General features: G+C 53.0%; 20 protein-coding genes, 1 tRNA gene and 1 pseudogene. 7 read left to right on the top strand and 15 right to left on the bottom strand.

What is annotated here, in order from left to right; translation table 11 throughout:
* Positions 1-41: 41 nt before the first annotated feature.
* The 6 genes from CLV80_RS00180 to CLV80_RS00155 are packed head-to-tail and all read right to left on the bottom strand — an operon-like array spanning position 42 to position 5,493.
* Positions 42-845, bottom strand: coding sequence for an MBL fold metallo-hydrolase (locus tag CLV80_RS00180; RefSeq protein WP_106353512.1), 804 nt, complete (start codon positions 843-845; stop codon positions 42-44).
* Entirely contained in the window at positions 842-1,630 is a 789-nt protein-coding gene (locus CLV80_RS00175) for a TatD family hydrolase (RefSeq protein ID WP_106353510.1), read from the bottom strand. The genes CLV80_RS00180 and CLV80_RS00175 overlap by 4 nt, the downstream gene beginning before the upstream one ends.
* Before the next feature lie 10 nt (positions 1,631-1,640).
* A complete protein-coding gene (locus CLV80_RS00170) occupies positions 1,641-2,747 on the bottom strand; it encodes a DNA polymerase III subunit delta' (RefSeq protein WP_106353507.1) in 1,107 nt (368 codons plus the stop codon).
* A complete protein-coding gene (gene tmk / locus CLV80_RS00165) occupies positions 2,744-3,352 on the bottom strand; it encodes a dTMP kinase (RefSeq protein WP_106353505.1) in 609 nt (202 codons plus the stop codon). The genes CLV80_RS00170 and tmk overlap by 4 nt, the downstream gene beginning before the upstream one ends.
* Complete coding sequence (locus tag CLV80_RS00160) at positions 3,349-4,527, bottom strand: D-alanyl-D-alanine carboxypeptidase family protein (RefSeq protein ID WP_106353503.1); 1,179 nt, start codon at positions 4,525-4,527, stop codon at positions 3,349-3,351. The genes tmk and CLV80_RS00160 overlap by 4 nt, the downstream gene beginning before the upstream one ends.
* Before the next feature lie 27 nt (positions 4,528-4,554).
* Entirely contained in the window at positions 4,555-5,493 is a 939-nt protein-coding gene (locus tag CLV80_RS00155) for an SPOR domain-containing protein (protein ID WP_243394325.1), read from the bottom strand.
* A 249-nt stretch (positions 5,494-5,742) separates the two neighbouring features.
* Here CLV80_RS00155 and CLV80_RS00150 point away from each other — a divergent pair.
* Both CLV80_RS00150 and CLV80_RS00145 read left to right on the top strand, forming a co-directional pair.
* Positions 5,743-5,832 (top strand) — tRNA-Ser (locus CLV80_RS00150).
* 161 nt (positions 5,833-5,993) lie between these two features.
* Positions 5,994-7,250, top strand: coding sequence for a site-specific integrase (locus CLV80_RS00145; protein WP_106353499.1), 1,257 nt, complete (start codon positions 5,994-5,996; stop codon positions 7,248-7,250).
* 132 nt (positions 7,251-7,382) lie between these two features.
* On the opposite strand, the gene CLV80_RS00140 is transcribed toward CLV80_RS00145, so the two are convergent.
* Genes CLV80_RS00140 through CLV80_RS00130 form a run of 3 tightly spaced genes read right to left on the bottom strand, consistent with a single transcriptional unit; the run spans position 7,383 to position 9,983 of the window.
* Positions 7,383-8,234, bottom strand: coding sequence for an alpha/beta fold hydrolase (locus tag CLV80_RS00140; RefSeq protein ID WP_106353497.1), 852 nt, complete (start codon positions 8,232-8,234; stop codon positions 7,383-7,385).
* A gap of 10 nt (positions 8,235-8,244) precedes the next feature.
* A complete protein-coding gene (locus CLV80_RS00135) occupies positions 8,245-9,441 on the bottom strand; it encodes an acetyl-CoA C-acyltransferase (protein ID WP_106353495.1) in 1,197 nt (398 codons plus the stop codon).
* Positions 9,438-9,983, bottom strand: a complete 546-nt coding sequence (locus CLV80_RS00130) for a PaaI family thioesterase (RefSeq protein WP_106353493.1) — start codon at positions 9,981-9,983, stop codon at positions 9,438-9,440. Before CLV80_RS00130 ends, CLV80_RS00135 begins: the two co-directional genes overlap by 4 nt.
* A 179-nt stretch (positions 9,984-10,162) precedes the next feature.
* Here CLV80_RS00130 and CLV80_RS00125 point away from each other — a divergent pair, with 179 nt between their 5' ends.
* Together CLV80_RS00125 and CLV80_RS00120 are read left to right on the top strand one after the other, a co-directional pair.
* On the top strand, positions 10,163-10,726 hold the full coding sequence (locus CLV80_RS00125) for a TetR/AcrR family transcriptional regulator (protein WP_106353491.1): 564 nt from the start codon (positions 10,163-10,165) through the stop codon (positions 10,724-10,726).
* Positions 10,727-10,783: 57 nt separating this feature from the next.
* Entirely contained in the window at positions 10,784-11,464 is a 681-nt protein-coding gene (locus tag CLV80_RS00120; protein ID WP_106353489.1) for an aspartate/glutamate racemase family protein, read from the top strand.
* Between the two features lie 550 nt (positions 11,465-12,014).
* Here the strand turns inward: CLV80_RS00120 and CLV80_RS00115 are convergent.
* From CLV80_RS00115 to CLV80_RS00105, 3 genes are all read right to left on the bottom strand, one after another.
* Positions 12,015-12,632, bottom strand: a complete 618-nt coding sequence (locus tag CLV80_RS00115; RefSeq protein ID WP_207766456.1) for a DUF2182 domain-containing protein — start codon at positions 12,630-12,632, stop codon at positions 12,015-12,017.
* A gap of 94 nt (positions 12,633-12,726) precedes the next feature.
* Complete coding sequence (locus CLV80_RS00110) at positions 12,727-13,431, bottom strand: DUF899 domain-containing protein (RefSeq protein WP_106353485.1); 705 nt, start codon at positions 13,429-13,431, stop codon at positions 12,727-12,729.
* 18 nt (positions 13,432-13,449) lie between these two features.
* Positions 13,450-14,160, bottom strand: a complete 711-nt coding sequence (locus CLV80_RS00105; RefSeq protein WP_106353482.1) for a glutathione S-transferase family protein — start codon at positions 14,158-14,160, stop codon at positions 13,450-13,452.
* Between the two features lie 113 nt (positions 14,161-14,273).
* On the opposite strand from CLV80_RS00105, the gene CLV80_RS00100 reads away from it, so the two are divergent.
* Together CLV80_RS00100 and CLV80_RS00095 are read left to right on the top strand one after the other, a co-directional pair.
* Positions 14,274-14,627: a winged helix-turn-helix transcriptional regulator gene (locus CLV80_RS00100; protein ID WP_106353480.1), complete on the top strand. Its 354-nt coding sequence runs from the start codon at positions 14,274-14,276 to the stop codon at positions 14,625-14,627.
* A gap of 640 nt (positions 14,628-15,267) precedes the next feature.
* Positions 15,268-15,963 carry a hypothetical protein gene (locus CLV80_RS00095; protein WP_106353478.1) on the top strand — a complete coding sequence of 232 codons (696 nt, stop codon included), beginning with the start codon at positions 15,268-15,270 and terminating at the stop codon, positions 15,961-15,963.
* A gap of 197 nt (positions 15,964-16,160) precedes the next feature.
* Here the strand turns inward: CLV80_RS00095 and CLV80_RS00090 are convergent, their stop codons facing one another.
* Positions 16,161-16,835 carry an SOS response-associated peptidase gene (locus tag CLV80_RS00090; protein ID WP_106353476.1) on the bottom strand — a complete coding sequence of 225 codons (675 nt, stop codon included), beginning with the start codon at positions 16,833-16,835 and terminating at the stop codon, positions 16,161-16,163.
* 728 nt (positions 16,836-17,563) lie between these two features.
* Positions 17,564-18,630: pseudogene (locus CLV80_RS18600) on the bottom strand (IS3 family transposase); the annotation flags it as partial.
* 414 nt (positions 18,631-19,044) lie between these two features.
* On the opposite strand from CLV80_RS18600, the gene CLV80_RS00065 reads away from it, so the two are divergent.
* Positions 19,045-19,593: a YaeQ family protein gene (locus tag CLV80_RS00065; protein ID WP_106353468.1), complete on the top strand. Its 549-nt coding sequence runs from the start codon at positions 19,045-19,047 to the stop codon at positions 19,591-19,593.
* 98 nt (positions 19,594-19,691) lie between these two features.
* Here the strand turns inward: CLV80_RS00065 and CLV80_RS00060 are convergent, their stop codons facing one another.
* Positions 19,692-25,334, bottom strand: coding sequence for a DUF11 domain-containing protein (locus tag CLV80_RS00060; RefSeq protein ID WP_207766453.1), 5,643 nt, complete (start codon positions 25,332-25,334; stop codon positions 19,692-19,694).
* Between the last annotated feature and the right edge of the window lie 155 nt (positions 25,335-25,489).

Raw genomic sequence — 25,489 nt, 5'->3', positions numbered from 1 at the left:
GCTGCGCCGCAAATCTTTGCTTAACCCTTCCTTGATAAAGGTCAGGTAACGTCGAACGTCAGGGTCATACCATCATAGGCAGGCACGACATGCGCGGGCGTTTCAGCCGCCACCGTCGCGTAATCTAAATCGTTATGCATATTTGTCAGAACTGCCTGTTTTGGCTGCGCCTTTGCGATCCAATTCAGCGTTTGTTCAAGATGTGAATGCGAAGGATGCGGCGAACGGCGCAACGCATCAATAATCCAGCAGTCTAGGTTTTGGAGTTGGCCCCACGCGGCCTCTGATATCCCGGAAACGTCGGGGATATAGGCAACGTCATTCATCCTGAAACCAAGCGCGTCGATCTCACCATGACTGACTGTAAAGGGCGACAGCGTAATCGCGCCCCCTGCCCCGGTAACAGTCACATCATGGGCAATTTCATTTAGCTCGCAGATCGGCGGATAAGATGACCCTGCTGGGGTTTCAAAGATGTACCCAAAACGTTTGCGTAAACCCAAAGCCGTTTCCGCGTCAGCCCAGACAGGTAGCATCTTACGTGTGTTGAACACGATCATCCGCAGATCGTCGATCCCGTGCACATGGTCAGCATGGCCATGTGTGTAAATAACGGCATCCAAGGTCCCGACATCTGCATCTAACAGTTGGTCGCGCAGATCAGGTGACGTGTCGATCAAGACCCGCGTTTCGCACTGCCCGTTTGATCGGGTCAGTAGAATAGAACAACGGCGACGCCGGTTTTTGGGATTGGTCGGATCACAGTCGCCCCACAGCCCACCAAGCCTTGGCACCCCACCAGAGGAACCACAGCCCAAAATGGTAACCGTGAGGGTATCTGTCATCGCGCGGCTTTCCAGAACAGCCGATCAAAGTTCTCGGTCGTTTGGCGAGCAAAGTCGGCGTAGTCCATACCAAATGCTTCGGCACCCACGCGAGCGGTCAGTGCCGAGTAAGCTGGCTCATTGCGTTTGCCACGGTGCGGCGGTGGCGCAAGGTACGGGCTGTCCGTTTCGACCAATATCCGATCAATCGGCGCGCTCACGAAAATATCGCGCAGTTCTTTGCTTTTCGGGAACGCAGCGATGCCTGACATCGACAGATAGAACCCAAGGTCCAGTGCAGCCTTGCCAAGCTCGGCAGAGCTAGAAAAGCAATGCATTACGCAAGTATACGCACCATTCGCATATTCCTCGGACAGTATCCGAGTCATATCATCGTCAGCGGCACGCGCGTGGATAATCAGTGGCAGCTTTGTTTCGCGTGCCGCAGCGATATGCACCCGCAAGCTTTCCTGTTGGATATCCTTGGTTTCGGCAGTGTAGTGGTAATCTAAACCGGTCTCACCAACACCGACGAACTTAGGGTGCTTTGCAAAACTGATCAGTTGATCAGCCGAGACCAATGGTTCCTCGCCAGCACGCATCGGGTGAACACCAGCCGCATAGTAGACAGGTGAATATGTCTCGGCGATGGCGCGGACTGTGGGTTCTGCATCAAGCCGGGTACAAATTGTCACCATCCGTTCTACGCCCGCATCTAATGCGCGCTGGATGACATCAGGCAGTTCGCCTTCGAAATCCGGAAAATCTAGGTGGCAGTGGCTATCGACGATTGTTGGTTGGCTCATGGCGCGGCTTTCAGGCTGCAGCGACGCCTAGCGCCGTCTCTTCTATCTTGAAAATGATATCAAGGATCAGCGCAGCAGGGTCAAGGTTCACCGCACGCCCATGCCGAGATCTGTTCGACAAATCTTGTTGAAGCTGCGCCCACTTGCGGGCCATCCGATCATCCGGGGATATCCGTGTCAGCAAACGGGCCTCGCCCATTGCGCCTTGGGCGTTGGGTTCACCCATCAGCCCTGCCCGCGCGGCACGCGACAAGAACAGATCAATCAAATCTAGCGTCATACCAAAGCGCACATCGGCCGCACGCCCTGTGCAGCTATCCGCAAGTTTGAGCGCCGCTGGCCGGTCGATACGTGGCATTCCCTCGAATAGCTTGATTAGCTCCCCGTACAATTGCAGGCCATCGTGGTTCAATAGCCGGATCGCATCGCCTGCCGAACCGCCAGCCAAGGCCGCAAGACTTTCAGCGTTGTCAGCCGCGTGACCAGATTGTTCTAGCGCTTGCTGCAATTCGGATGCGTTCAAAGAACTGCAGCGTAACTCCCGGCACCGAGACCGGATCGTCGGCAATAGACGTGATGGCTGATGCGCGATCAGCATAATCACCGTGTTCGCAGGCGGCTCTTCCAGTTCTTTCAGGATCGCGTTGGCAGCGTTCCGGTTCAATTCATCCGCCGCATCGACAATCACGACACGCCGCCCACCATCCGCTGATGACATCTGAAAAAATGTTTTAAGCGTGCGCACAGCATCGACAGTGATTTCACTGCGCAATTTCTTTGTCTTTTCATCCCAAGGGCGACGGATCACCGATAGGCGCGGATGCGCGCCAGAATGCACGAGCCGCGCATCTGGATGCTCTGGATCGACATAAAGCGTGGGATCACCGAACAGCCCGACGCCTTCGTCAGCCAGCAAGAACGTCGCAATCTTCCACGCGAGCGTGGCCTTACCAACACCGCGCGGCCCCGTGATCAACCAGCCAGAATGCATCCGCCCGGATTGAAACGCGTCTAGAAAATCAGCTTCGGCTTTTGACTGTCCAAACAGCATTGCTGTTTCACGCGGATGGGGTGCGCCCTCGATCCGGTCGGGTTCAGGGAGTGTATCTACAGTCATAGATGGGCCGCGATTTCACTGGCAATTTGTTCAGGCGTCCGATTACCATCAACCAGCACACAGCGATTGGGATGGGCATGTGCCAGCGCTAGAAATCCGTGGCGCAGCGTTTCTTGGAAACCCAAACCAAAGTCTTCGAACCGGTCTTCGCCAGATTTACGCGCTAGACCACGCTCAAGCGCCGTAGCTGGGTCCATATCGATAATAAAGGTCAGATCAGGTTCGCGCCCGATCATCAGTACGTGCAGGCTGTCGACCATCGTGCGAAGATCACCACGTGTCGCACCCTGATAAACGCGAGTGCTATCGGCAAAGCGGTCACAGATAACGATCTTTCCAGCGGCCAAGGCCGGTTGGATAGTTTTTTCCAGATGATCACGGCGGGCTGCCGTGAATAGCAAAATCTCGGTCTCGGCAGACCAACGATCCGGGTCACCCGTTAAGACAAGCTGCCGGATTTCTTCGGCACCCGGGCTACCGCCCGGTTCGCGCGTTAAGATAACATCATGCCCCTGCGCCCGCAGATGATCTGCGAACAACCGTGACTGCGTGGATTTTCCGGAACCGTCGATGCCTTCAAACGTAATGAACTTGGGCGTGGTCATGCCTCTTCGGGTGCCTCTGATGATTGCGGGCCGAATTTGGTCCATAGCACCGTTGCAGCCGTCCGCAACCGCGTCGCAAAGCCGCCTTCTGGCACGTCGGCTTCTGCGATAAGCGGCACGCGTTTTTCCGGCAAACCATCAAGATTGATGACCAGCTCTGCCAGTTGATCGCCCGCAGCAATGGGCGCTTCGATGGGTCCGTTATAAACGACCTGCGCCTCAACATTTCCTTGGTTCAGGACTGGCACCAACAAAGACAGATCTTCGGCGACAGTTAACCCCACGGTCGGCGCAGCACCACGCCAAACGTCTGCTGTTGCGATACGGTGCCCCGCATCGACCACATCCTTTTGTGCAAACTGGCGATAGGCCCAATTGACCAAACGCTCTGCTTCTTCGGCGCGTGCCTGCTCTGACGAAAGCCCTGTTAGAACGAAAATAATACGACGATCACCCTGCTTCGCAGATCCAACAAGCCCATAACCTGCCTCTGAGGTGTGACCTGTTTTCAGCCCGTCAGCGCCAATACCCAGCGATAGGACCGGGTTACGATTACGTGAGTTCGAAGGAACACGGCCATCAAAGGCGAATTCGCGTTCGGCGAACAACGGGTAATAGGTTGGGAAATCACGGATTAGATGATCGGCTAGAATACCAAGATCTTCGACAGACATGCGATGTCCCGCGGCGGGCCACCCGTTAGAGTTAGCAAAGGTTGAATTAACCATGCCCATCTGATGCGCACGTTGGGTCATCATACGGGCAAAACCGGCTTCGGACCCATCAGGCGATAATGCTTCGGCTAAAACAGCGCTCGCGTCATTGCCAGACAGAATAATCACACCGCGTAACAAGTCTTCGACGCTGACACGATCAGTTGTATCCAAAAACATCGACGACCCTGTATAGGCAGCGGCGTGGGACGACACGGGCAATTCTTCGTCGATGGTCAAACGCCCATCCGCGATTGCCTCAAACGCCATATAGACGGTCATGAGCTTGGACATTGATGCCGGAGGAAGCGGCACATCTTCTTCTTTAGCCAACAGCACTGTTCCTGTCGTCTGATCAAAGACATATGCAGCGCGCGCAGCAGTATCAAAAGTTTGCGCGAAACTGGCAGTGGCACCAAAGCAAAGCGCAATCGCGGCGAAACGTAGTTTGGATAAGATCATTTGATCAATTCTCCGAATTTTTGGGTGTTACTCGGCTGGAACAACAAACGCGTCAACAAAACCAATGGCTTTCAACTGCTCTAGGGCCGCATCGTCAGACACTGGCCCAGCAACAACACGCCACACAGTACGGCCACCGGCATCAAATGGCTCCACATTGGCCTTTATGCCTGCGTTACGGATTTTTTGCGCAGCGCCGTTTGCATTCCGCTCAACGCTAAAGACACCGACTTGCGCCAATGGCGCCGTTGCATCACCGGTCGCGGCCGCCGCAACAGGTACCGTGACCTCGGTCGGGGTAGAACCATCGGCCAACCCTGCCTCGGCCGCAGCGATAGCAGCAGCAGCGCCCGCAATGGGATCAACGGAAGGTGCATCAGGCAGTGCCGCCGCCGACGGGCTGTCGCTTTCCGTATCCAAGCTGGTTTCAGCGACGCCAACTGGCGCAGCAAGGCTTGCAACAACTGGGTTTTCGTCTGGTGTTTCAACTGGTTCTTCAGGCACTTCGATTTCAACACGACGTAAAGCCACCACATTCAGCTCTGTCGGGGCACCTGCCAATAGGCCTAGTTCCTCGGCGGCATCAGATGATACCTGCAACAACGGACCGGGGTTCTCACGTTCACGGCGGAACAGCGCACCAATAACAGATTTCCCGTTTTCTGGGTTCCGGATCATAACGCGTTCTGGGTCAGACACGTCCGGATGCGCCACCCAAACACCGCCCAAAGATGGGCGACCATCCCATAAACCACGGTCAGTTACTTCAAACACATCGGGTCGTTCGACATCGCTATCTGTTTGAACAAGCTGCCTTGTTGGCTGACTGCTTGTCTCAGCCGCTGCATCATCTTTGCTTGGAAACGAAAAATCGCCATTCTCATCGCAAGCGGCCAACCCCGTCAGCGTCACAAGCGCCAAAACCAGCGGTCTTGAGACATTATTAGAATATTTTTTGCCCGTCATTTCTTTCGCCCCTACGTTGCGCCCCATAATTAAGGGGATTTCGACTGTTTACCAGTCGCTTTTATTTCTGCCCGCTACTGGTTCGGATTGATCGCAAAATAACGCCAAACACCAACGCAGCACCTGTCTGCGTGGACGATAACGCCCCCTCGCCCTTTATGGAACCCTACTGAGAAAATTGTCGGCGGAATTCCCCATTGCAAAAAGGTGCTTTTCGAATCATTTCGGACCCGTTAGAGACCGCCCAACGGAGGCTTGGCAGAGTGGTCGAATGCACCGGTCTTGAAAACCGACGAGGGTGAAAGTCCTCCCAGGGTTCGAATCCCTGAGCCTCCGCCACCCACTCACCGATACAGCACTATCAACACACTGATTTTATTAAAAATCTACATGCAATACGCACAACAGACATCGCTCAATGAGCAATTTTGATATACAAACCGCACCACATTACGATACACTCAAAGCAAATAGCTGCTTGAAATGTGACGGGGCCGGTGGTGATCAGACTACGTGGAAAAAAATATCAACTCTACCGGCGCGTTCCAACGCGTTATCAGGTCGTAGAGCCGCGCACTCAAATAAACCTATCACTGCACACCGACTCGAAGTCTATCGCGACAGATAAAGCGAACACCATATGGGCTCAACTGATTGAGGGGTGGGAAGCGCGCCTCGCAGGCGATACGAGCGATGCAGACAAACGATTGGAAGCCGCAAAGGAGTTGGCAGCAGTTCGTGGTTTTAGGTACCTTGACGTTGGCCGCGTAGCAGCGCTGCCGCTAGAAGAAGTGCTACGCCGGGTCGAAGCAGTACCATCTCACAACGGCATACCGGATAGACATGAGGCAACTGCCACACTTGGCGGGGCACCAGGAGCCAAAATCACCGTCAGTGGCGCTCTTGAAATCTACTGGAAGCTTACAACTGACAAAGTACTCGGTAAATCACCGGATCAGTTACGCCGCTGGAAAAACCCACGCATAAAGGCGATTAAGAACTTTATATCCGTCATTGGTGATGTGGTGATTAACGATATTTCCGCAGACAACATGCTTGATTTTCGTGAATGGTGGATGCATCGAATCCAAAACGATGGGTTAACGGCAAATGCGGCTAACAAAGACCTCGTACATTTGAGCGGCATACTCAAAACGGTCAACACAATGAAACGCCTAAATCTTGTTTTACCACTTTCTGACCTTAGCTTTAAGCAGAGTGAAGCTGGTAAGCGACCACCCTTCTCCAAAGAATGGATCAAAGAAAAACTGCTCGCGCCAGATGCCATGTCAGGTCTGAATAGAGAGGCACATGCGATCGTCTTGGCGATGATCAACACAGGCGCACGCCCTTCCGAATTGGCGGCTCTGACGCCAGAATGCATCAAGCTGGAGGCGGACGTACCACATATTTCCATTGAGGCTGTAGGTAGGCACCTAAAAAGCCGCAATGCCAAACGCGTTATTCCATTGCTTGGCGTATCATTAGATGCGCTACGCGAGTTTCCATTAGGCTTCCCGCGCTATCGAGGATCATCAGCCAGCTTGTCTGCTACGGTTAACAAATTCTTGCGTGACAACACGCTAATGGAGACCGAAAAACATACACTCTACGGCCTACATCACTCTTTTGAGGATCAAGCAAGGGAGCAGCAGATCCTTCGGCAGCTCAACAATTACGATGGGAACCCTTGCGCCTGCGCGAAATACAAACAAAGCAAGTTCCGCGAGCTGAGCTGGACTTTTCTAATCTCATAAAGTGCCAAGACTAATAGGCGGTATTTGTTTCCAATGGTGTTGTGCCGACTGCGCTGGTCAACGCGATCGAATGGCGCATTCAGTGCAAATAGCGAATGCACGAACCGAAAGAAAATGTCCTTGCACCAGAATCTAAAGGCCAGCGAGAAACCGCGTCACATCTTCGCTAAACTGATCGGCGTTCTGGAAAAGAAACGCGTGTCCCGCATCAGGATAGATGGCCAACTGCGCGTCGGGTATTGCACGCACCAACGCAAGCGAGTTTTCAACTGCGAAGGCCCTGTCCCTGTCACCATTTGCCACAAGCACAGGGGCGCTGATATCGTTTAATCCTTTGAACGCTCCGTCTTCTCCGAAGAAGAATTTGCGCGTTGCAGCCCCCTGAGCGCCAACAGTATGCATCGTTGTTTTGGACGCTGCTCCTGCGGTCGCATTGCCTTGGCCAATGCGTGCGAGAGAGGACAGGCCTGCGCTGCGGCTGGCTTCAGTGTCTGCATAAAATAGAAACTGCATGTCTTCTGGGGTGTTCTCTTCTTTTGTTGCAGTCGCCAGCCATTCCTGTGGTGTTGGGACTGTCCCTTCCAGCACAAAACTGGGCGTGGTCGCCGCAAGAACAACACCGCCAACCTCATCGCCATATTTGGCGGCGATGATCTGGGCGATCATGCCCCCCATGGACCAGCCCAGCACATGAGGCCTGTCCAGATCAAAGGTCTTTGCCAATCCCATCGCGATGTCTGCAGCCCCTTCGAGTGTTTCGGGAACTGAGCCGCCGCTTGCGGCGACACCAGCGTTATCAAAAGTGATCACTTGGTGGTGACGGGCCAGAGCCTCAATGAGCGCAGGGTCCCAATCATCTATAGATGCGCGAAACCGATTGAGCATCAACAGCGGCTGTCCTGCGCCCGTGCTGCGCCAAGCGATTTGGTGTCCGTTTACGTCTGTGAAGTTGCTGTTGTTCGCATGGTCTGTATCCAGTGGCATTTCTAATTTCCTATTTCGTGTTGAGTTCGACGGCGATGGCGGTTGCTTCGCCCCCGCCAATGCAAAGGGCGGCAACGCCTCGTGTCAGGCCACGTTGCGCCAGCGCGTGGCAAAGGGTGACGACAAGCCGCGCACCTGTTGCGCCGATGGGGTGGCCAAGCGCGCAAGCGCCGCCGTTGACGTTCAGTTTGTCACGGGGAATGCCAATGTCTTTTGCGGCAACCATTGCGACGACGGCGAAGGCTTCGTTGATTTCCCAAAGGTCGACATCATCCGCTTGCCACCCTGCGCGCTCAAGCAGCTTCTCAATCGCGGGAATTGGGGCGGTGGTGTACCATGCGGGGTCTTGGGCGTGGGACGCTTGAGCAGTGATCGTCGCCAGAATTGGCAATCCGTCGGCCTGTGCAAATGATTGCCGCGTAAGGACCAGCGCGGCCGCCCCATCTGCATTTGCAGATGCGCTTGCCGCAGTGATCGTGCCATCTGTCTGAAATGCGGGCCGCAAGTTCGGAATTTTGGCGGGGTCCACCATTCCCGGCTTTTCATCTTGCGAAATGACAACTTCGCCTTTCCGCGTCGGCACTTTCAATGCGACGATCTCGTCATCAAAGGCACCTGATGCTTGCGCCGCCTGCGCCCGTTTTAACGTCTCAATCGCAAAGGCGTCCTGTTCGACGCGGGTGAAGCCGTATTTTTCCACCGCAGCTTCGCCGAAAGACCCCATAGGGCGTCCGGCTTCATAGGCGTCCTCAAGGCCATCGTGCATCATGTGATCAAACACCGCGCCCACGCCTGCCTTGCGCCCGCTGCGCATTTCTGGAAGTAGAAATGGTGCATTCGACATGGATTCCATTCCGCCAGCCACAACCACATCAGCCCTGTTCAGTGTCAACAGATCACACCCCATCATGATCGCCTTCATTCCCGATCCGCAGACCTTGTTGATGGTCGTTGCCCCGACGTGATCTGGCAGCGCTGCGCCTCTTGCCGCCTGTCTGGCAGGCGCTTGGCCCTGACCTGCGCCAAGCACGCAACCCATCAAGACCTCGCTAACCTGTTCGGGTGCGAGGCCCGCTGTTTCAACCGCAGAGCGGATAGCGGCGGAACCCAGCTCGGCCGCTTTCAGTGATCTGGCTCCGCCTAGAAACGCCCCTAATGGCGTGCGTTTTGCGGCGCAGATGACGATGGGATCAACCGCGGCGCTCATCCTTGACGCTCCGCTTTGGGCGACGGAATAGCTGATCTCAAAAAGCAGGTACTTGTTCCCGTCGCAAGGATGCGACCTGATTGATCCTCGACACGCGCTTCGGCCAAAGCGGTCTGTCGTGTGCGATCAATGACCGTGCCGATGGCGCGGACTTGTCCTGTTTTTACGGTGATGGGGCGCAGGAACTTCACCTCGGTTCCGAGCGACACGTACATCTCGCCCGCGTCTAGAATGGTCTGCACCGCACAGCCCATCGCGCTGTCCAACAGAGCCATCGTCCAGCCGCCATGTATGAGCCCCATAGGATTCAGGTACGCGTTAGACGGGTTACCACGAAATTCTGCATGGCCTTTGTCGGCTACTTCAATCCATTGCTGCATAGCTTGCGCCATCGGTGGGGCGGGCAAAGCCCCGGACGGAATCGCGCGAATGGCTTCGAGTCCGGAAAGCCCGATTACCTGCTCGGGGCGGGCGACACCAAAGGGGACGTCGGGCATTACACTCGGAGCAAATATCGGATCGGCATTTTTGGCATCGTGCATGGTATGGTCCTTGGTTGGGATGTTCTTTTAGATTTAAATCGTAATTTAAAAGAGTCAACGATAGAGTTCGATTGAAATCTAAATGACAGTAAGTTAGATGTCGCTCTATATCTAAGCTAACTCCCCTGCGGCCCACCCCAGCGGGAGGGAACGATGGCGTTAGCACAAGGGATAAGCCAATGAGAGTGAGCCGCGAGACAGCGCAGAAAAACCGGCAAAATGTTGTGCGAACGGCCAGCGAGCAGTTTCGTACTCATGGCTATGATGGCATCGGCATCGCTGGCTTGATGAAGGCGGCGGGGATGACCCAAGGCGGTTTCTATAAGCAGTTCGAGAACAAGGAAGCGCTTGAATGTGAGGCGACCGAATTGGCGCTAAACGACAATTTCGAGCTTTGGGCAAAGACGATAGAGGGGAAAAGCGACCCTTTTGCCGCCCTAGCGCAGTGGTACTTGTCGCCTCGGCATGTACCGGCGGTGGGTCAAGGCTGCGCCTATGCCGCGCTTGCGTCAGAGGCGACTCGTCAACGTCCGGCGTTGCAAACTATATTTACAAACGCTGTCGCGCAGCAAATTGAACACTTGGCCCAAGCACTCGGCAACAATCCCGAGAGTCGGACAAAGGCGCTTCAGGGAATGTCTCAAATGATCGGGGCCTTGATTTTAGCCCGCGCAGTCGACGACGGAGACCTGCAACATGAAATCCTGACGGCGGGCAAAAAACCTTGCGAGTCTAAACCTTAGAGCACGCCAACCAGAGCACGGCACGCCGAAACTGCTTTTAGACTTGGAGATTGAAACATGCATATCGGACTCATCGGCGGCCTCGGACCAGCTGCTACGATATCCTACTACACTCGGTTGATTGCAGCATTCAAAAAGGCAGAATTGCTGCTGTCACTGACGATTGAACATGCTGATATGAACGCTTTGCTGCAGCGAGCAGCCGAAGATCAGCGAGCAGAGCAGGCAGAGGTCTTCGCGACGCACCTTGATCGCCTCGCTGGCGCAGGCAGTGATATCGCATTGATCACCGCCATTACCGGACATTTCTGCTTTGAAGAAACGCAGGCCATATCACCCATGACGCTGATGGACGGCACGGGCATCATCGAGACGTATTGCCATGATAACGGGATAAAAACCTTAGGCATTCTGGGAAGTCGAACCACCCTTGAAACCAATCTCTTTGGCCTATTAAAAACCGTTGAGGTTGTTGTGCCCCAAGATCAGTTTGAGAGTGTTTGGAGCGCCTACATGAAAATGGCGGAAACTGGCATTTGCAGTGAGGAACAACGCATGTTGTTTTTCGAAGCGGGGCAGGCAATGATCGACGACCAACAGGCAGACGCTGTGTTGCTTGCAGGAACGGATCTGGGATTGGCATTCGACAATCAAACGCCTGGATTTAGGGCCATTGACGTCATCGAACTCCACGTCGATGCGCTGGTTTCAATAGTCGCGGCAGGGCGACTGAATTGAAGGCACCGCTGGGTCTGACTTCGATTTATATCGGGCAGGTTTGATGCGTCGCGATGATTTGCGGCGTTGTGGCAATGCCCGCCCCGTGGGTCTATGTGCGGCCAGAGTGGTCGGCCGCAAGAGACACATGTCATGTGACTTTTCCGAGAGCAGAAACTTACCCAAACATAAAGATAGCAGCCTTTGGTGCAACGAACAGCATTCGTTGAAGAGGCCTCTTTGCCGCCGTTCTCTGCGGTTGATCGAACTACATGCAGCCTTAGGTCTGCTTCACTGTCTGAAGAAACAAACTTTCGCAACCGCAGCGAACGTCCGTAATCCGCCCTTCATGTCGAGTGCCGCTTCCGGCCCTTCGCTGACATTGGCCGTGACTATCGACGCTGCGATGCAGCTTCCCGAAAGCCGACATTGGCGAATGAGCACAACATTCTGATACGCCCGAGGTCAGCTATACGGACAAACCCGACTATCAACATCACTTTCCAGAGGTCCGCTTTGCAACTTCTGCATATCCATCGTGCAGTTGAGACCGGTTTTGGCAGCCTTAATCTCAGATGTAAGCCGCCATTAGAAAGCATGTCACACCGAAAAAGTTGGAAAACGCTGGGGCCCGTGGCCGCCATTTTTCGATCGTAACAACAACCGACAGGCCAAAAATCCAAAATATGTTCATCGCCCCCCCGACATAGAGCAACAACATCAGCGGCGCAGAGGCCATCAGACAATGAGTGCCGAAGTACCAGCCTGACATAGCCTCTGAGACGTCATTGCCGTTCGAGCTACATTTGGCTAGTGCAGTCCGTTTCATCGGTAGGAATTGATAAACGCCCGCAGCAGTCAGAAAAACAACTGAAAGGTTCCCATTGATGCTCCACATCTTCATTCCATGAAACAGCCCAAGCTGTTCCAGAGCGAACTGAAGGCCCGTCGCGGCAAAGCTGAATACCAGCCAGATTAGGGCGTATTGGAAAAAGAACCGCGTTGACGGCCCGGCTGGAAATCTCCGCGAATGAACATGGATCATTGCTCCCGGCAGCATCATGGCAATCATCATCGACCACCACATTCCAACTACAATCAGCACATATTGAGTCGACCAGTTTGTTGCCATGCGTGGAATATCTATAGGCGGAGGCAACTGCAGAGTGCTCATTGCCCAAATGCTCATTCCTGTGCCTGCTCCTGCCAGAACATAAGTCCAGCAGAAGCAGGCCAGAAGCGTTGGAAATATGAGGGCTGCCAACTCAGGCGGTTGCCTGGCTTTAGTATGCATCATGGTGTTTCACCCAAGCCATCGGGTTACCACTGGATGGTTCATTTCGACCAGCGGGTGTCATGTCGAGGTAAGCATAGGCAGCATTGGTGATGTCTAGTCCACGGCCGTAGGTCGAATAGGTGTGATAGATTGAACCGTCGCCGCCTTTTGCGAAAACGCTTGTGCCATGCATTTCGTCCATTTGAGCAGCTTCAATTTCTTTGAAGTTGTACATCATGGGAGAGTCATCGGGTCGATCTGGATAGAATCCCACATTGAAATCCGCATTAAATGTGTTTGGCCGCGAAGACACCCATTCAAAGTCCCAACCCATGCGTTTCTTGAAAGAGGTAATCATCGACATAGGCGCGCTCGAAACCGCGACAAATGCCGTGTCGCGTTCTGCCAAATGCGGGGCGAGGCCGTTGAAGCTGTCGGCCCAAAAGGAGCAACTGACGCAACCAGCTTTCCATTCGGGTCCATACATAAAGTGGTAGACGATCAGTTGGCTTCGGCTTTTGAACAGATCAGCCAGCTGCACTTCTCCGCCCTCTGTCTCAAAGACGTACTCTTTTTCCAACAGCACTCTGGGTAGTGCCATGCGTGCTTTTGTGATTTCGTCCTTTTGTTTGGTATGCGCTTTTTCTTGCTCCAGCAGTGCCCGGCGGGCTTCGAGCCACTCAGCGCGGGTTACAGTGTTTGGGTGGGTCATAGAATTAGTCTCCATTGGTTAGGCAGCGGGCTTGGTTGATTGAGGCGTTTCACCCCAGTGAGGTGGCAGGGTGGCGGCGATACGGGGATCCTCATTCAGACGAGCCTTCCAGGAGGCTGTGTGAGGGTAGGTCTCTGGAGGGTTCCCAAATCCAAAAGCCGACATCAGTGCGTGTTTTGTTTCAACGCCGCGTTGAAGCAGTCGAATTTCTGGAAACGCGACCGCATCAGCGGCACTCGGTACATCACCGCCAAGATAGAGACGTCCGTCCGACAAGATATCTTCGAGGTATCTACATTCAGCATGGGCCATTTTCGCACCCAGTTGGAGCGCGTCCCGCTCGGTGCTACCCTCGCTTGGCACCGATCCGTCACTTGGGAAAACCCGCGATAAAAGCTGGTGGTTTGCCGCGCGCAAGTATTCGCAACACTCCATTGTTATCTGCCAAATTTCACTCGCTTGCGCGGGGGTTGAGCCAAAGAGCGGGTTTTCTGGATACGCACGATCGAGCCAAGCTAGGATTGCGATCGAATCCCGCACAACACCAGTTTCGGTTTCCAATACAGGGGCCTTGGCACGCGGACTAATGGCCAAAAACTCTGGACGAAGCTGGTCTTTGTCATCGTTACTGAGTCTGCGAATGTCGGCGGCTAGGTTCTTGAACGTCAGACCCAGATGCACGCGCCATCCTGTTGGCGCACCGCTGAACAAATGTAAAACAAGCGACATTTTTCTCTCTCCTGTTTGCTTAGGAGAGAATTAACTCTATGGTATTAAAGCACAAGAAGGCAGAATTTTCGTATATAGTGCGGAAAATGATACTATTGGATAAGGAGACCTCAATGGCGCTTGACAGAAAAGACGCAGAGAACGCTGTGCGTGGTGATGAACCATCAGCCCTTTGTCCGATGCCGGACATCGCTCAATTGATTGGTGGCAAATGGAAGCTGATCGTACTCCAGATCCTGATTTTCCAAGGAACCAAGCGCTTTAATGAGTTGCGTCGTCTGATTGACGGGGTAACACAGACCATGTTGACCAATCAGTTACGCGCGCTCGAGCGGGATGGATTGGTATCGCGCAAAATCTATGCCGAAGTGCCACCACGGGTCGAATACACCGCGACGCCTCGCGCCATTGCGCTGACAAAAATGTTCCACGCCATGCACGAATGGTGGGAATCTGAGCAAAGCTAGATAGTGTACCAAGGGGGGCTTGAATGACCTCTTCCAATATTCGCTTTCGAATGCGACGGACCCTTAACGGCACACTGGACCCTAGGCAGTGCAAAGCCGACATTCATGCGTCTTGCAGCATCTGTAGCTTTGGGCTCACTGCCGCCATCAGATCGGTCGCAGCATTTTGCCAATTGGGTCCCGCCACCCCCTTTTAAGAACGGCCCGTAGCGGTCACTCGTCACGTCCAGAGTTGCTGCGACGCGGCTTCCCCAAAGCGGACGTCCCATAATGTGGACAATGCCAACTCTCAGAAGGCATGATTAACTAGTCTTTGAGCCTCCGGATCTCCGTTTTCCCGTTGACGCACGAGGTATTCAAGCTGCCCCTTCAAGCGCGCTTTTGGATGCCCTTCAAATTTCAGCTGGCGCTTTGTCATCTCAGTCGTGGGGTGTTGCAGAAAATGGGATCACAGATTTGCGCTACCGTACTTGGAGCACTACTCCGAACGACAGCGAAAGGTCTATGCGGCATAGATCATATTCCTTTATCGACGGATATCGATTGTGCATCACCAAACATAGCCTGCGAAAATGCATGGATGAACTTGAATGCGATTTAATAGCAACTGTGAATTTTGAACGTTCAATTGGGAGCGACTATGGCCAAAACAGAAGAAAACGAGTCGCACAAAAGAGAGTCGAAGTCATCCGGCTCGGTCGCGACGGAACGTACGAAACGAGATCAGGCGATAGAGGAGCTTGGGCGTAAGCTCATCAGTGAACTGGATGACCGTGACATAACAGCAAAGTGGATGGCTGCTTACTTGTCGGAGCAGATGATCACCTCTGAGGAAGATGGAACACTCAAACAAGACACTGCTGATCTGATCTTGAAGCTTTGGCGGGAACGACGCCACTACCTTGGCAGAAATCCAATGCAACGATATGAAAAAGCACTTTCTGCCATGGAGCTACAGCTATCCACTGGTGATCCAGTGTTCCAAATCCGGACGCCGTTCGAACCGCCGAATGGTCCCAATGAGGATAAACTCAGCTTGGCCAGAAAACTGAAGCACCATGCTACATGTTTGGCCTCCATGTTGATCAAGGAAGTCGTGGCAGAGCTCGATATCGACCAAGACCAGCTTGCCGAGGTTGCCGACATTGCCGATCCAGACGAAGAAACACGCTTTCTAAGTGTCTTGAAGGTTGTAGTGTACGATAAGGAAAAGGGAGATGATCAAAACGACCCGCACGGTGAAATTCGAGAGGCGATATCTGATCTTCGATTTGCTCTAGAAGAGCTCGAGGGAGTTCTTCTGCAAGAGGTCAAAGATCCGAAGCGAATAAACTAACAAATTCGATGCGCAATCTTGTGACATTTCATTCCCAATGGATTACTCATCTTCCTATCCTGTGGAGCGCTGTTCTGAGTGTAGCGAACAGCAGCTTTGCAGGCAGCGTGCCGGGCAATTAGCACCTGCAGCGAATGACCGGAATCCGCCCATTGTGTTGAAAAACTATTCCTTGATCGTAGCCTAACCCACGTTAATCATGTTCCAGTATCAACCAACACGCCAGTCCCGTGCTGCACGATTGTCATAAGTTCAGACGGAAAGTGTTGGAGCAGCGACTGAGCCTGGTCTGGTGACCCTGTGAGCCATGTTTCATAGTCCTTTGCGTGCAAGATGACCGGCATGCGGTCGGGATGGACCGGACGTACAATCTCGTTGGCGCTGGTGGTGATGATTGTGTGTGTCAGGTCACTGCTATCGTCGCGACGAAGAGATGCTGGAACCTGCTGCCATAGACCAGCCATGGCAAATGGCGGACGTGGTTCATCGCCTTTGAGTGCAAACCAATAGTCTGTCGCTGGCCGCTGTCCCTTGGCTTCACGAAAACTCGATGCCGGAACAAGGCACCGCCGCAACTGAAAGCTCTCTTTCCAAAGACCGCTGCTGTTCACCTTATCGGCCCGCGCATTGTTCCATGCTGCGGGTTTCAGTTCCTTCCCCGTTTTCTTGCTGATGTTCATGGTCAGAAAGCCCCAATTCATTTCGACGAGTTCACGCTCGCCCGTCGGGGTCAGGCGAACGACTGGGGCTGGGTACTTTGGCCAGACTGCAGTCCGAGGTTCCGCGTTGCCCAGATGACTGTTGGCGGGTTTAACGTCGAACATCTGGCGCATCGCCTCAACGGCAGTGGTGCTTGAATAGAGGTTACACATTCCTATTCCCCCAAAACCTTGTCCTGCCAAAGCCAGACCTTCTTGCTCCCCACCAATCGCCGAACCTGCATTAGGCCAACGTCCTTCGATTGTGGTGTGGCCATTCTAATATCGATATATTCAGTTGTCCCGCATTTCGAACAGCCAAATGGCGGCAGATGAACCGGATGCATAGGATCAACGACCTGAATAAGGTCGGACGCTAAGAACGTCGCACCACGTCGACATAGTCCGCAACGTATCAAAACAACCTCACCGCTGACGGCCGCATCACGCAAAGTGCGGAACGGCTTGGCAGGATGTGCTCTGATTGGCGGGTGTCCGGCTGGCATAAAGTCAATTAGAACAAAAAATGAACATACTGCAAGGCTGCGCCCGCGATTTTAGCCAGAAAACCACGTTCGTCGTCCGGCGCAGTGATGATTATGCCGCCCGCATTGCTATTGGCATTACAGAGTCAAACTACAGCTTCAATCCACCCCAAAAGGATGTTTCAAGCTTAAGCTCTCAACACCCCCACAACAACTAACTTACTTATTGTTATCAATAAACAAATACCGCATATGACACCATTAACAAACCATAGATCAAACACACAAACAGGGTACAACAAGGATGCAAAAGCAAAAGAAGCCGAAGGGATTTGTCGGCTTTGTGAGAGTATCAACCGAGCGCCAAGCTGATACTCATGACAACATGCATTCACAAAGGCTAGCGCTTGAAGACTATGGTGCACCGCGAGAGTGCTTCATGCCTTTCCCTTTCAACCATTCGGCCAGATCCCCTGAGACGTAGCTTGAACCGTTGTCACTGAGCAGACGCGGCTTGTGGGCGACATGCACCTGATCGCAGCCAGATGCCTGCAACGCGAGGTCCAGTGTATCCGTCACCTCTTCAGCCCGCATGTTGGTGCAGGGCTTTCAGAAGACGATGTAGCGGCTGTAATCGTCGAGGACCGTGCTGAGATAGAACCAGCCCCAGCCTAGAACCTTGATGTAGGTGAAGTCCGTCTGCCAAAGCTGATTGATCGCAGTCGTTTTGTCTTTGAACGCATTGGCTGCCTTGATGACGATGAAGGCAGGGCTGGTGATCAGATCATGAGCCTTCAGTACGCGGTACACAGTGGATTCCGACACAAAGTAGCGCTCCTGATCAGTGAACGTCACCGCCAGCTCACGTGGTGACAGCTCCGTCTCCTGCAGCGCCAGCTGAACGACCTTGCTCTTCACTTCCGTTGGGACACGGTTCCAGACGTGCGTTGGTTTAGGGGATTGGTCCTGCAATCCGGCCTCACCGCGTTGCAGATACCGATCATACCAGCGGTAGAACGTTGTCCTAGGGATCCCCAGTTTGGCCAGCGTAAGACTCGCAGACAGATGGCTGTCTTCGACCAAACGAATGATCTCTAACTTTTCGGATGCAGGGTACCTCATTCGTGGTCGCCCCCATCGCCTGTCATGCTTTTTTTAAGTAAACGGAGTTCGAGCGTCTGTTCTGCAACCACCTCTTTGAGATCCTTTGCCTCCCGGCGCAGTTCCTTCACCTCATCAGTGTTTGCTGCACGCGCCGTATCGCCGGCCAAACGCTTTTTACCAGCTTCCATGAAGTCCTTGGACCATTTGTAATAGATGCCCTGCGAGATCCCTTCACGGCTGCACAGTTCAGCGATGCTGTCCTCGCCACGAAGGCCATCCAGCACGATGCGGATCTTCTCTTCGGATGAATAATGTTTGCGGGTAGCACGTTTGATGTCTCTGACGATCTTCTCGCCGGGGCTCTTCGTTGTCTTTCTCATCGTCCACTCCTCGGTGGTTACGATGAGCAACAAACACTCTCTTAGCAAATGACCCTATTTGCACCCATAGGCGCTGACGTCAGACATTCACCTATCTTGAAGACTTTATTAGCGGTTAGCATGACAGATCAACCTTTTTCAAACAAATTTTTGGAGACAATTCCTGTAGCGCCACGTGGCACAAACAGATGCTGCAGTCCAAATAACTGATATACATTGTGGCATACATAATAAAACATTAAGTCTTCACTATTCGTTTGTTTTCAAGTCACTACGAGTCACACATAAACATAATGGCGGACTGAGCCTCCGCCACCCACTCATTTTTAATCGCAAAATCGGCCATTTGGCCGATTTTGTTTATGATGTGGCGACGCATTAGGCATCTCTTTCTTTGCATTTTCGGGACATATCATGGCGCAAAAATCCACCATTTATAAAGTTGAACTTTCCGTGTCCGATATGGATCGTCATTATTATGAAACTCACAAACTAACCGTTGCCAAACATCCTTCTGAAACGGATGAACGGCTCATGGTGCGCATTCTTGCTTTCGCGCTGAACGCAGACGAGCAACTGGAAATGACTAAGGGCATATCCACCGATGACGAGCCTGATATTTGGCAAAAAAGCCTGAGCGGTGAGCTTGAGCTATGGGTTGCCCTTGGACTTCCTAGTGAAAAGATTGTCCGCCAATCCTGTGGTAAAGCTGACAAGGTGGTTGTCTACAGCTACGGCGGCAGGACCGCTGACATGTGGTGGGAAAAGATCAAAAACAGCACCACCCGCTTTGATAACCTTCAGGTCGTGAACTTTTCCGAGGATCACACCAGTGAGCTGGCAAAACTAGCAAATCGGTCCATGAAGATGAACGTAAGTATCCAGGACGGCGATATGATGGTCAGCATTGAAGACAGCGTTGTTTACGTTACGCCGGATAAGTGGAAAACTGCGGATCATTGAGTGTGAACGCACCCAAAAACAATGATGCACCAACATATCAATGTTGATGCATCAACTTGTTTTCACATGGTCGCAGTGACCGTTCGCAAACCCTAGGCTTACTTTTGTCCGAACTGGTCCAGACGGTCCCACAGGGTTTCATCAAGCATGATGCGCATCCGAACATACATGCCTTCTTGGGTCAGCGGGCTGTTGATTGGTGACCGACCTATGGACTTATTGTAACCCAAAGATAGCATCGCGCCTTCGTCGAACGCGTATCCTAGCTCTGCACCGATTGCATTTGTGCTTGTGTCCGCGTCATCCCAAAGATGCATCAGGTTCAGACCCGCAATCCATTGGTCATTGCCAAAGTCCCATTCGATGCCTGCTTGCACAAGCTGTGTCATAGTTTCAGCATTCACGGTGTTCGCACCTTCGCCCACTTTGATTTCGGTGGCTTGGCCTGCATATTTTGCATTCAACTTCACTGTTTCACTAGCTTCGTATGTGCCGTCGATGGACCACAGATGTGTTGTGTTAGTCTGCTCGCGCTTTTCGAGTTGCTGCTCATACCAAGCAAGCATGTTCAAACGCGCATCATCGACAGGCCGATATGCAACCCCAACCCGCGCGCGGTGACGTATGTGGTCCGGGCCATCGCCGCGACGATCAACACCGATGCGCGAACGCGCAAGGAATGTCAGATCAGGCGAGATTTGCGCAGCCGTGCCAAAGTCACCGTAAATCGTCCGCCCTGCATCTTCGAATGTTTGATCAACATCCATGTCAACGATCCAAGACCGATCTTCTGCTTCCCAAGACGCACCAACAGATAGGCTGGTCAGCGCGCTGCCGTCTTCACCCAATGGCTGTGTGTGCTCAAAGTTCGCTTGTAGCTTAAGCTGCTCGTTCATCGCCCAATCTGCGCGGAACCCCTGCACCACTTGGGCACGCTCAAGATCGTTCCCGCTAGCAGTGTAGTTGGTGTAGCCGGAAACCAGCTCTCCAATGCGGTAGTCGGCACTTAGCTGTACATCAGTCACTTTGTCTTCGTTGGTTTGACTGTTGGACTCGATGCCCACAGATGCGCCCAATGTCCATCCCTCGCCGAAACGGTAGTTCGCACCAAGATTAGCCGTTGTGACCGGGCTTCCCTCAACCGGAACTTCAAGTTCAGATGTGAACGTCAGTGATGGCGCAGATTCAGGCTGCCAAGTACTACCCAACAAAACATATGTCTCTGTTGGTTGCCCTTCTGCTGATAAATCAACGTTGCTCCGCACGCCAATGCTGCTGCTTAGCCGGTCATTTACCTTGCGATTGTAGGTAAGTTCCAAGCTCGCGGTTTCTGTATCGGCGATGCGGTCAGCCAGATAACGTGCACTCGTGTTCACGCTTGTTTTACTAGTGAGCTTACGGTCAAAGTCGATGGTCACCAAATCGCTGTCAGCGCGCGTGTTTGCGCCCGACGGATCGAAATGTTCATCGGTGCGCGTTGCCTCGATTTTCAGCGTACTAACTGCGCCATCGAATTCATAAGCGATACGGCCTGCGTTTCCTGTATCGCCAGCGTTATTTTCAGACTGGGCCAGTTCCATTTCTACGTTCGCAGCACGGCTAAGTTCAGTCCGCATATAAACCGCACGAATACGTTCACGTTCGACCGACACACCATCAGCGTCAGCGTGCACAACACGCGCACCAATTTTTGTCGCTTCGGTCGCTTGGTAAGACACTTCACCGCCATACAACCAGTAACGATCACTATCATCGCCTTCCGTTTCATAGGTCACGCGAATGCTGACCGGATTACCATCGGCATCGGCCTGTGCCACTGGCGTGTTAAACACAATTGCATCGCGGAAGAAATCCAACACATAGTCAGTTCCACGGCGCTGTGCGAATGTCTCGAGCACGTTGCCGGTTTCGCTGTCACGGATCAGGATTTCGATCTTTTCAGAGCCTTCAAGATACCCATCAAGGTCAAGATCATATGGCCCAGATACACCCCGCCCTGCGATTTCGCGTACCTGCTGCTGCTGCGCGATATGTGCGGCAAAAACGGACACAGACACATCATTGCTTTCCCAGTGCGCCTTTGCACCGGTTGCAACGCGGTTGTACCCACCTAGGCGGAAAGCAGAGCTTTCCGCTTCGATCGCCATGTCACCATACAGAACGTAAGACTGTCCATTTTCGATTTTGACATAAAGGTTACCAGATGATTGCGCGTCAAAGCCACGCTCTGAATTATCGCCGTAAACAGGATAGTATTCGTCGCCGCGGATATCACGGAACAAACGATCATCTGTATCTTTGTCAGAGCTATAGCGCAGGGTCAGCAGTGCATCACCCAGAATACGGCCCTTAAGATATACTTCGCCACGCAGGCCTGTTGCGGTGTCTTCGAACGGACTGATGCGGTTTTCCTCGATCAGATCCCCACGGCCATTCAGTGCGACCGCCCCCTCGATGACGCCAACCATGATACGTTCATCTAAGTCTGGAGTGAACAAGATCTCGGCTTCGACATTATCAAAGCTACTGCGCACCTCGATAAGGTCCGGCCCCGTCGTTTGCGGTGCCAATAATCCAAATGTCGCTTCGCCATTGTCGATATAAACCTGAAGGCCCGGCTGGTTGTCACGAATATCGGTGACATCCCACGTCGCGTTGCGTGCACGCAGTGTGACAGTGCTAGACGCATCAAGCGGCATGCCAGCAGCATCAAGAATACGTACAACAACTGGCACGATAGATCCTGGCGTCGCAGACGCAGTTTCGGGAACGATCAACTCGATCTTTGCAGGGTCTCCCGGTGCAGTCAGCGTGATTTCTTCGCGAACGCGCTCATTGCCAAACGGGTCTGCGCCCACCAGAACAATAGAGTTCTTACCAGCACTCAGCGGAACCGCGATATATGCCATCGCTTGTAGGTTTTCACTTGCGAGAACAGAACGTTCACCGATCTGGGCAGCCGAAATTGTATCGCCGTTCACGCGAACGCTCAGTGTCAAATCAGCTGGGCCTTTCACCTGAATGTTGACAGTGCGGCGGCTCATGGCTTGGCCATCGGTTAGACCGATAAAGCCTGGTTCATTAGTGAGGCTACGCATCAAAGGCTCAAGACCTTGACGGTCAACTGATGTTGCCTGGGCTTTTTCAGCAAGCTCTGGCGCGGGTGTTGCACCTGCACGACGGTTTGCAGTGTAGATTTGCGTCGTTGTCGCGATCCCTGCTTCTGTACGCGCCGAACGCTGATCGCCACGCGACGGTGTCATTGGCAAATCAGAGATCGTGTTGCTGTCACCGCTGTGACGGTCTGCGAATGTGGTTCCACGGTCAGCAACGTCTGCCAATGCCTCAGGCGTACAGGACGCCAAGGCAAAGTTTTCTGTCTGCAATTCACCACGTGTCAGCGGCACCAAACGTGAACCACCACGAAGCATATCTGTGGTTCGTGTGACTGTGACCTCTGTTTCAACAGGCAGCGTATCCGCCATAACCGCAAGCACATGCGATACAGGGCGCAGACCGAACAAAGAATACTTACCGTCAATGTCTGTCACAACTGACAACCCGCTTTGGGTTACAATTTTAACGCCGGGCACACCGGGTTCCTCTGGGCCGTCGCGCAGACCATCACCGTTACAATCCATGAACACAGACCCAACGATTGATGCTTCGCGGGCAAACACACCGCCAGAATTATCATGCGTAACATAGGTGCTCGCGATGTTGGACGAACGGTAATCACCTGTGCCAGCCTGACGGCCGTCAAGGATTGCGGTGTTATAGTTGCGGCCAACGCGTGCCAATGAAGTAAAGCGCAGGACATATGTCAGCTCACGCTCTTGCAGGGGCAACATATTGCCAATTTCAAAGCGATAGTCACCAGTTCCGTCAGCGATCGGATCCGGCCATGCCTGACCGTCAAGCAATGTCGAACCTGCAACATAAACCGCACCAGCGGGCAAACGGTCTAGGATTTCAGCGCCAATCAGCGCCTCGTCCATGTTATTGGTTGCATCGATTGTGTAGACAACGAATTCACCTGTGCGTACTTGGTCCTTGTCCGCTGATTTCTCAAGCGACAATGGCACGCCATAATATGGATCCAGTGGAATATCTGCGACATGCATCGCGCCACCAGCGTGACGGAATGCTTCGCCGTATGACACTTCATTGTCAGTCTGGCGGTCATAGTTCGGAAAGCTTAGGCGTGACGAAGGAAAAGCAAAATCGCGTGGCGGTGTGACTGAGTAGGAATAAACTCCCTCGGCAACTTCGCCCAGTGCAAAGAAACCCAATTGATCAGTTGTTGTTTCAGTAACGACGTCGCCAGCAGCGTTCACAATACGTACAACCGCTCCTTCGATTGGCGCATTAGTCACGCTGTTGAACACAAAATTCCCAGGGTTCACGATCAAAACATCGGTCACAGATTCACCGCTACACAGGGTGTAGCTATCCAGGATATCGCCATCAGTCGTCGCGATAACACCATCGCCCGAAACCGCATCAGCCATATAGGCCATCGGCAAGGCCGCAGTGTAAAACACGCCTGTGTTCGCACCAGTTTCACGCGCGCTGATCGTCTCTGTGTCGCCTGTGATGCGGCTCATTACAGTGATATCGATGGTATCGACGCCCAACGTTACGTTACACGCACCAGACGTTAGGCGCAGCATCGCGTCAGACCCGATGATACCGTATTCCGTATTCTCAAGCGTATCAGGCGCAACAAAATCCAGAGCAACACCTGCGTCCGAAGAATAGCGCAGTGTCACGGTATTTGATTGGATTGTATCAACACCATCGGCATTAGGCAGATATGTGTCCGCCGTGTTTCGGACAATCATGTCACCCAGATCATCGCGAACGAATACGGAGAAATACAAATCAGTCGACCGACCAACAGTGTATTCTTGCGGAAGGAAAAATGCGACGGCGTCAACCTCACTCAGGTCGTTGGGGGCCGCAGATTGGTAGTCCTGCGCCAACTGGCCCCGAAGATGGTAAAGCCGCTGCAACTCAGCAGAGTTTCCAAATTCGGTGAAAACTGTGTTCAGCGGTACAACATCACGTACCAGAACGCCGCGGCGCTCACTGCCGTCGATGCGAATGACGTTGCCGTCGATTTCACCATATGGCGCAATTGCAGTTTCAGAGTTGTTGCGCAGTGCTATTTTATAAGTCAGCTCTTCGCCGCCATCAACCGCGCGACGCGATGCTGATTTCAAAACTTCCAATCCAGCTTCGACGATCACAATACGTCCAGCCGCCTTGCGGTTTCCCGCAACTGTCGCGTCAGAGGTCAAGCTACGCGGTGATACATTTAGACCCGAAAGCGCGATATCGCCCGGATCAACTTGATCACTAACGCCAAAGCTGTAGATGAAGTTCAAGCTTTCGCCCATCGGCAATGACACTTCATAGCCGGGATCAATACGTGGTTCGTTTTCATCAATGATACCGTCGGCGTCTTGATCCCAAAATAGAGTGCTCGTCGATACCACGCCGGTTTCGAACGAGGTATCCATAGCCACATTAAATGCAAGGTCAGTATTACCTGTATTCCAAACTTCAAAGTGATGCTGATCTACTGCGCCACGTGATAGCGTCAGGTCAGAGTAGCCAATCACTTCGATGGCAGGAACTTCTGCGACAATTGCCTCTACTGGGTTGGAATATATTGTTTCAACCACACCCAAATTTGGATTGAAATAAGTCGCCCCCGCGATGTTTACAATGCGCAACCCTGAAGCTGCTGGTGCGGCTGTTACGTCAGCTGCAGAACCGAATAATGTTGCCCCGAATACTAAGCCAATACTGGCGGTAGAGGATATTAAAGACCTTAACTTTTCCATTTTTTGCAACCTTCAACCAAGGAACACGCTAAAACTCTGGTAAC

Source organism: Yoonia maritima, from assembly GCF_003003285.1.
Taxonomy (GTDB): Bacteria; Pseudomonadota; Alphaproteobacteria; order Rhodobacterales; family Rhodobacteraceae; genus Yoonia; species Yoonia maritima.
The sequence above is the reverse complement of the archived record's forward strand: the minus strand, read 5'-3'. Positions and strand labels throughout refer to the sequence as shown.